The sequence below is a fragment of the aff. Roholtiella sp. LEGE 12411 genome (assembly GCF_015206995.1).
Taxonomy (GTDB): Bacteria; Cyanobacteriota; Cyanobacteriia; order Cyanobacteriales; family Nostocaceae; genus Komarekiella.
Map to the genome: position 1 here is coordinate 1 of NZ_JADEXR010000226.1, position 7,292 is coordinate 7,292.

Consider the following 7,292-nt stretch of genomic DNA (forward strand, 5'->3'; position numbering starts at 1 on the left):
CCCCATGCCCCATGCCCCATACGTATAATATCCAGCTATTTCCTAAACCAGAATGTTTGTATGAATATAGTTCAAACTATTATTAAAACTAAGTTTTATAACGGAGAGGGAGGGATTCGAACCCTCGTATACATTGCTGCATAACAGCATTTCCAGTGCTGCGCCTTCAACCACTCGGCCACCTCTCCAGGTGCCACAAGTTACGATTGTACTATCAAATCACAGAAAATGCAAAGATAAAAAAAGACATTTTAGATTTAATCTCGAAACTAAAATCCCATATCCACATGCCCCCTACATACACAATTAAAGTTCGCGATCGCGCCACTGGCAAAATACACACCCTGCAAGTGCCAGAAGACCGCTACATCCTGCACACTGCCGAAACACAAGGGGTGGAATTACCATTTTCCTGCCGCAATGGGGCTTGCACTACTTGTGCTGTCAGAGTATTGTCAGGAGAAATTTACCAACCTGAGGCCATTGGATTGTCGCCAGAGTTGCGTAGCCAAGGTTATGCCTTGCTATGTGTGAGTTACCCTCGTTCCGATTTAGAGGTAGAGACACAAGACGAAGATGAAGTCTATGAACTCCAGTTTGGGCGCTATTTTGGTCGGGGGAAAGTTAAGGCGGGTTTACCGTTAGATGAAGAATAAAATTTTGCTCATCAATCAACGCAAAAGCTTGAAAGCGCAGATTCCTGGCTGGTCAGCACGGATTGATATCTGGGTGGTAAAAATAGCCATTTTAGCTTGCCTATTGCTCCTAGTGAGTTGTCAAAACAAAAATCAGCTTGCAAATAATCAAGCCCAAGTGAAAGTAGCGCGGGTAGTTAGTGGGCAAAGCTTGGAAGTGTTAGGTATGGCTGAACAACCAAACTTAATTTCTCAAGTGCGGTTAATTGGTGTTGATGCACCAGATTTACGACAGCGCCCTTGGGGAGAAGCAGCAAAAGAACAGTTAGAGGATCTGACTAGCGATGCCGAACAATCTGTAATACTGGAGTTTGATTTAGAAGCAAAAGACAAAATCGGGCGAACTCTAGCCTATGTGTGGAAAGATAAAGTTTTGTTGAATGAAGAATTAGTCAAACAAGGAAATGCGCTGTTTGTTGAGCGATCGCCTAATCATAAATACAACCAACGTTTAGAACGTGCCCAACAATGGGCTAGACTCATGGGGCTAGGAATCTGGAATCCAGAAAAACCCATGCACCTTACTCCCGCTGAGTTTCGCCGCCAAAATCTTTGAATAACTGAGTGGGGGAGTGGGGGAGGAAGAAAATAATTAATGACTCTTGACCTTTGTAGAGACGCGATTAATCGCATCTCTACTCTTAATGACAAATGACAAATGACAAATCTCCAAATTTTTCTAGACATTGCTACCGAAGCGGCGCTAGCTGCTGGTGCTCTTTTGCAAGGCTATTTAGGTAAGTTAGAAGATGCAATTTTTGAAAAAGGACGCCCTGGTGATTTAGTCACCGCAGCCGATAAAGCCTCAGAAGAGTTGATTTTAGAAGTTTTGCGCCGTCACTTTCCTGAGCACTCTATCTTAGCTGAAGAATCAGGGAAAATAGGAAATCAGGAAAATGAATACCTGTGGGCAATAGACCCTTTGGATGGTACAACTAACTACGCCCATCAATACCCTTTTTTTGCGGTTTCTATCGGGCTGTTAATTAATGGTGTACCGCAAGTTGGTGTAATTTATGACCCCTTACACGATGAGCTATTCCGGGCTGCTGCTGGTTTAGGAGCAACACGCAACCGTCGTCCCATCAAAGTTTCGCAAACATCGGAACTCAGTAAGAGCCTTCTGGTGACGGGATTTGCTTACGATCGCCGCGAAACATCAGATAATAACTACGCAGAATTTTGTCACCTTACCCACCTCACTCAGGGAGTCAGGCGTAGCGGTTCAGCAGCGCTGGATTTGGCGCATGTTGCTTGTGGACGTGTCGATGGCTACTGGGAACGGGGACTTTCTCCCTGGGATATTGTCGCTGGGATAATTTTGTTACAAGAAGCCGGGGGTACACTCACCGCTTACGATGGTACTCTCTTAAAAATTGATTCAGGTAGAATTCTCGCTACAAATGGTTATATTCACAACAACCTCAGTCGTGAACTTTTGCAAGTTCCACCACTGTCAGCCTGGGTATGAGGAGTAGGGGAGAAATAAATAATAACCCTTGACTCTTGACCCTTTACCCTTGACAAATAACAAATGCCTACTGACGAATCACTGATCAAGCAAAGTAAACTAGAAAAAATCTAACTGCTCCTTTGGTGCAATACCGCTTTATGTCTTTTAAGATAGATCGTGGCCTTTTTAAGTATGATTTCATAGATCATCACGCAGTTTTGTGTATTCCAGTTGACGCGGATATCAAAGAGATCCGTAAACGTTATCTCAAAATTGCCCGCTGCTTGCACCCTGATAGCAGTGTTACTGCAAGTGCTGCGGACAAACAGTTAGCCAACGAATTGTTATCAAAACTGGTTAATCCAGCTTATGAAAAACTCTCTGGAGAAGCTGCTCGCGCGGAATATATTCTAGTTTTGTCCCAGATGGGTAGGCGCTTGCTACAAGAATCTGCATCGGTGGAACTGAACACCGACTTAGCTAGACAGTTAGCTGGTGCGCCCAATATTGATCACTCTTATAAAAGTGCGATCGCAAAAATCGCCGAAACTCAATATGATTCTTTACAGCAAGTGCTGCAAGTCATTGCCCAAATTAGTGAGTTAAATTTAGTGTATTTAATGCGAAATGGGGGTAAATCATCCGCAGCACCGCCACCTACTCAACCTAAAATTAGCTCAGGCGCGTCTAAGCCAAATACAGCAAGTACACCACCAGCACCAGCAAAAGAAGACTCAGTTGTTGAACAGTATATGCGTCGCGCTCAAACTTTGATTGACAAAAACCAATTTGCCCAAGCCAAAGTAGAGTTGCAAGATGCCTTGAAACTAGAACCTAAAAATAGTCACTGCCATAGCTTGATTGCATTGGTGTATTTAAAGCAAAATCAGCTAAAAATGGCAAAAATTCACTTTGACAATGCTCTAAAATTAGATCCCAACGACCAAATAGCGTTGCAATGGAAACCTAAAATAGATAAAGCTTTGGGACAACAACCTAGTAATCCTAAAGTGACTACACCTCCCGATAATGGAGGTAAGCAACCAGATAAATCTGGGGGCGGTTTGTTCGGTGGTTTGTTTGGTGGGAAGAAAAAATAATGGTATATCAACCAGCAGCGGGAGCCAGGGATTTATTGCCTTTGGATGTGGCTAAAAAACGCTGGATTGAAGATAGATTACAGCAGGTGTTTCACCGTTGGGGATATCACAGGATTATCACCTCAACTCTAGAGCGCATGGATACCTTAATGGCCGGGGAAGCTATTCAGCGCCAGATGGTGATTCAATTACAAAATGCCGAAGATGACGAATTAGGTCTGCGTCCAGAATTGACAGCATCGATTGCTCGTACCGTTGTCACTCGCATGGCAGGTGTAACTTATCCGCAACGGCTGTACTATAACGCCAATGTGTTTCGCCGCACTTGGCAAAGCAAGCACAATAGCCAGCAAGAGTTTTATCAAGCTGGGGTAGAGTTGTTAGGTACTGGTGGATTGCTGGCAAATGCAGAAGTGCTGTTATTGGTAGCAGATTGTTTAGCAGCGCTGGGTTTGAAGGGGTGGCATCTCATTTTAGGTGAAGCGGGAATTACCCGATCGCTCCTTAGTGCTTTTCCTGTCAATTTACAAGATACGGTTCGCAGTGCGATCGCCCATCTCGACCGCATTACTATAGATACTCTGCCCCTTAGTGACAACCTACGCGAACGTGCCAGAATCATGTTGGATTTGCGTGGCAAGAGTACGGATGTTTTACAAAAAGTCAGCAGCCTGGATCTAGACAACGAACAGCAAGAAGCGGTGAATAACCTCAAATCCCTAGTAGAATTACTGGAATCAGAGAAAAATTTCCCGTTAATCCTCGACCTCAGCCTGATCCAAACCATAGATTATTACACTGGTATCGTTTTTGAAGTTGTCAGTGATACCGAGTCACAAGCCCAAGTTTTAGGGCGGGGTGGTCGCTACGACCAGCTTTTGGGGCTATATCATCCCCAAGGAGAAAACATTCCCGGAATTGGTTTTGTACTCAATATCGAAGATTTATACCAACTTTTATTGTCTACTCAGCAATTACCGCAGACTACTCCGGCTAGCAACTGGTTAGTTGTACCAGAAACACCAAATGCAGACGCCTCTGCTTTTGCCTACGCTCAAAAACTCAGAGATTCTACTCATTTAGTGCGAGTAGAAATGGATTTGGGGGGAAGGGATGCAGATGCTATCCGAGAATATGCACGCGATCGCAGTATCGCCCAAATTGCCTGGATCAAACCTGATGGCTCACCCACAATTGAACCATTACGTTAGTGGGCATGGGGCATTGGGCATTGGGCATGGGGCATGGGGCATTGGGCATGGGGTATTGTAAAAACTCTCCTCCACTCCCCCACTCTCCCACTCCCCCACTCCCCCACTCCCCTGCTAGGCTAGAAACAGCCGATACAGAAGAGAGGGAATCAAGAATATGGCGCACACAATTGTTACAGAAGTCTGTGAAGGCGTCGCCGACTGCGTAGAAGCTTGTCCAGTAGCTTGCATTCATGAGGGCCCAGGCAAAAATGGCAAGGGAACTGATTGGTACTGGATTGACTTTGCCACTTGCATCGACTGTGGTATATGTCTCCAAGTTTGCCCAGTAGAAGGGGCGATTCTTCCAGAAGAACGACCGGAGTTGCAAAAAACTCCGCAATAGTCAACAGTTATCAGTGAACAGTTATCAGTAAACAAGCTGCTCATTGATAACTGGTAATTGATAACTAATAACTAAATTGGCTGTTGACAAATGACAAATGACAAATGACAAATTACTATTTGCTAGAAGTTCAAAATGTCCACGCCGGATACATCAAAGATGTAGATATTCTGCAAGGTGTGAATTTTCGGGTTGCACCAGGAGAATTAGTGACAGTGATTGGCCCCAACGGTGCTGGTAAATCCACCTTGGCAAAAGCCATTTTTGGACTTTTGATTCCTCACACAGGCACAATTAGCTTCAAAGGTGAGAATATTGTGGGGTTAAAGTCGAATCAAATCGTTCAACGAGGAATGTGCTACGTACCGCAAATCGCCAATGTTTTCCCCTCTCTCAGCGTTGAAGAGAACTTGGAGATGGGTGCTTTTGTGCTTAATGTTCCCCTCATACCAATTAAAGATAAAATATTTACGATGTTCCCCAGACTAAGCGATCGCCGTCGTCAACGCGCTGGTACTCTCTCTGGAGGAGAACGGCAGATGCTAGCAATGGGCAAAGCTTTGATGTTAGAACCCAGTTTACTGCTTTTAGATGAGCCTTCTGCGGCTTTGTCCCCGATTTTGGTAACACAAGTATTTGAGCAAGTTAAACAAATTAACCAGTCAGGTACGGCGATTGTCCTAGTTGAACAAAATGCCCGTAAGGCTTTGGAAATGGCTAATCGCGGTTATGTATTGGAATCTGGGCGCGATGCTATCTCTGGCCCTGGTCAAGAATTGTTAAATGACCCTAAAGTGGGTGAACTTTATCTAGGAGCAGGTAAGGGGCATTAGGGGAGTGGGGGAGTGGGAGAGTGGAAGAAAATAACCAATGTCCCTTGACCCTTGACCCTTGACTCTTGACTCTTGACTCTTGACAAATGACCCTTGACTCTTGACAAATGACCAACAACAGAGGTTTTTATGGCAGAAGCGAAAAACGTAGTAGGCACAAATCTAGAAGTTTGCTGTACTTCTCCCATGACTGGGTATTACCGCGACGGATTTTGTAATACAGGTGGTCAGGATTTCGGGATGCACGTTGTTTGTGCCCAAGTGACAGCAGAATTTCTTGCGTTTACCAAATCCCAAGGGAATGACCTGAGCACGCCTGTTCCTGATTTTAATTTTCCTGGATTGAAGCCAGGCGATCGCTGGTGTTTGTGTGCTGCTCGTTGGCAAGAAGCGTTTGATGCTGGCTTTGCTCCACCCGTCGTCCTCTCAGCAACCCATGCTAGAGCTTTGGAAGTCTGTAACCTGGAGGATTTGAAAAAACACAACGCCACACCAAATTGAGTATCTATTAAGGCTTTTACGAATTACGAAGGTATTCAGTCAATGTTTTAAGAACACAGATCTAGTAATTTTACCGAAAAACAAAAGCTTTATAGTTTTTCATTCCTTAAATTAGCAACGCCTCCTAATAAATGGTTCGCTTTGACATAGTTAGTCAATTCAAAGCCATTAGCAATCAGCATATCCTGTACTTGCTCACTTAACAGGGCGGCTAGTTCAACTTCACCTGCCCCTGGCGAGCCATTCAGCGGTTCCCCGGTGTTAACTAATGCGGGATGAGAATAAATTTCTACTAAGTCTGCCTGAATTTTGGGTATCAGGCCGAGTAAGTATTCCTCAGTTATATTGCCAGTTTGCAGTAACCCGTAAACTCGTTGAGCAAAGCTAATACCCTGAGATGTCAGCAAATCCTCACCATAGTGACGCAATCTACCAAACACCCCCGACCAAACTAGTTTGTTTAATAACCCACGACGGTCAAGCTTCAAAGTCATCCCCAGTTCTTCAGATGGCAAACGGATGACCCGAATATCAAACTCTTGTGCCAACTCAACTAGAATATTTAGTATCACTGGATGGGTGTGCAAATGTAAATGCCCATCTACATGAGAAAGGGATAGCCCAGATTCGCGGAATTTTGCCAATTGGGCGCGGATTTCTCGTCGCAGCTCCTCACGGGTGGCGCGATGGAATTGATAGCGCAGGCCAGCTTGTAAGGGGCTATTTGAAAAGTTACCTTTTGAGTCAACCAGATGAGGAATCTGGTCAGGTGGTAGAACTGCTCGACCACACACTAGTACTAGATGCAGACCGACTGCTAAGTTGGGGTGAGTATGTGCCAAGGCGATCGCCTCCTCGGCTGCTTCACCTGTTACCATCAGACTGGTACTAGTTAGCACACCTTGTTCATGCGCTTTGACAATCGCTTGGTTGACGCCGCAAGAAAAGCCGAAGTCATCACCATTGATAATGATACGACGATGCGATCGCGAAATTTTTTGGGCATGGGGCATGGGGCATTGGGCATTGGGCATGGGGCATCGGGCATTGGGCATGGGGCATTGGGCATTGGGCATTGGGCATTGGGCCTGACTCTTATACACATCGCCGAGCC

9 protein-coding genes and 1 tRNA gene are annotated in these 7,292 nt (G+C 45.1%); 8 read left to right on the top strand and 2 right to left on the bottom strand.

Features of this window, described 5'->3' with window-relative positions:
* Positions 1-101 precede the first annotated feature (101 nt).
* Positions 102-188, bottom strand: a tRNA-Ser gene (locus IQ246_RS27950).
* 99 nt (positions 189-287) lie between these two features.
* On the opposite strand from IQ246_RS27950, the gene IQ246_RS27955 reads away from it, so the two are divergent.
* The 8 genes from IQ246_RS27955 to IQ246_RS27990 all read left to right on the top strand — a co-directional run bounded on the left by IQ246_RS27955 (position 288) and on the right by IQ246_RS27990 (position 6,178).
* Positions 288-656: a 2Fe-2S iron-sulfur cluster-binding protein gene (locus IQ246_RS27955; RefSeq protein WP_194006548.1), complete on the top strand. Its 369-nt coding sequence runs from the start codon at positions 288-290 to the stop codon at positions 654-656.
* Positions 646-1,251 (top strand): thermonuclease family protein, encoded by a 606-nt coding sequence (locus tag IQ246_RS27960; protein WP_194006549.1) that lies wholly within the window; start codon positions 646-648, stop codon positions 1,249-1,251. The genes IQ246_RS27955 and IQ246_RS27960 overlap by 11 nt, the downstream gene beginning before the upstream one ends.
* A gap of 102 nt (positions 1,252-1,353) precedes the next feature.
* Entirely contained in the window at positions 1,354-2,166 is an 813-nt protein-coding gene (locus IQ246_RS27965; protein ID WP_194006550.1) for an inositol monophosphatase family protein, read from the top strand.
* Between the two features lie 140 nt (positions 2,167-2,306).
* Positions 2,307-3,248, top strand: coding sequence for a J domain-containing protein (locus IQ246_RS27970; protein ID WP_194006551.1), 942 nt, complete (start codon positions 2,307-2,309; stop codon positions 3,246-3,248).
* Positions 3,248-4,459 (top strand): ATP phosphoribosyltransferase regulatory subunit, encoded by a 1,212-nt coding sequence (locus tag IQ246_RS27975; protein ID WP_194006552.1) that lies wholly within the window; start codon positions 3,248-3,250, stop codon positions 4,457-4,459. Before IQ246_RS27970 ends, IQ246_RS27975 begins: the two co-directional genes overlap by 1 nt.
* Before the next feature lie 157 nt (positions 4,460-4,616).
* On the top strand, positions 4,617-4,844 hold the full coding sequence (locus IQ246_RS27980) for a ferredoxin family protein (protein ID WP_194006553.1): 228 nt from the start codon (positions 4,617-4,619) through the stop codon (positions 4,842-4,844).
* 104 nt (positions 4,845-4,948) lie between these two features.
* Positions 4,949-5,677 (top strand): ABC transporter ATP-binding protein, encoded by a 729-nt coding sequence (locus IQ246_RS27985; RefSeq protein ID WP_194006554.1) that lies wholly within the window; start codon positions 4,949-4,951, stop codon positions 5,675-5,677.
* 129 nt (positions 5,678-5,806) lie between these two features.
* The gene (locus tag IQ246_RS27990) at positions 5,807-6,178 is read left to right on the top strand and encodes a DUF2237 family protein (RefSeq protein WP_194006555.1); all 372 of its coding nucleotides are present in this window, start codon (positions 5,807-5,809) and stop codon (positions 6,176-6,178) included.
* An 89-nt stretch (positions 6,179-6,267) separates the two neighbouring features.
* On the opposite strand, the gene hpnK is transcribed toward IQ246_RS27990, so the two are convergent.
* Entirely contained in the window at positions 6,268-7,191 is a 924-nt protein-coding gene (gene hpnK / locus IQ246_RS27995; protein WP_194006556.1) for a hopanoid biosynthesis-associated protein HpnK, read from the bottom strand.
* Positions 7,192-7,292 lie beyond the last annotated feature (101 nt).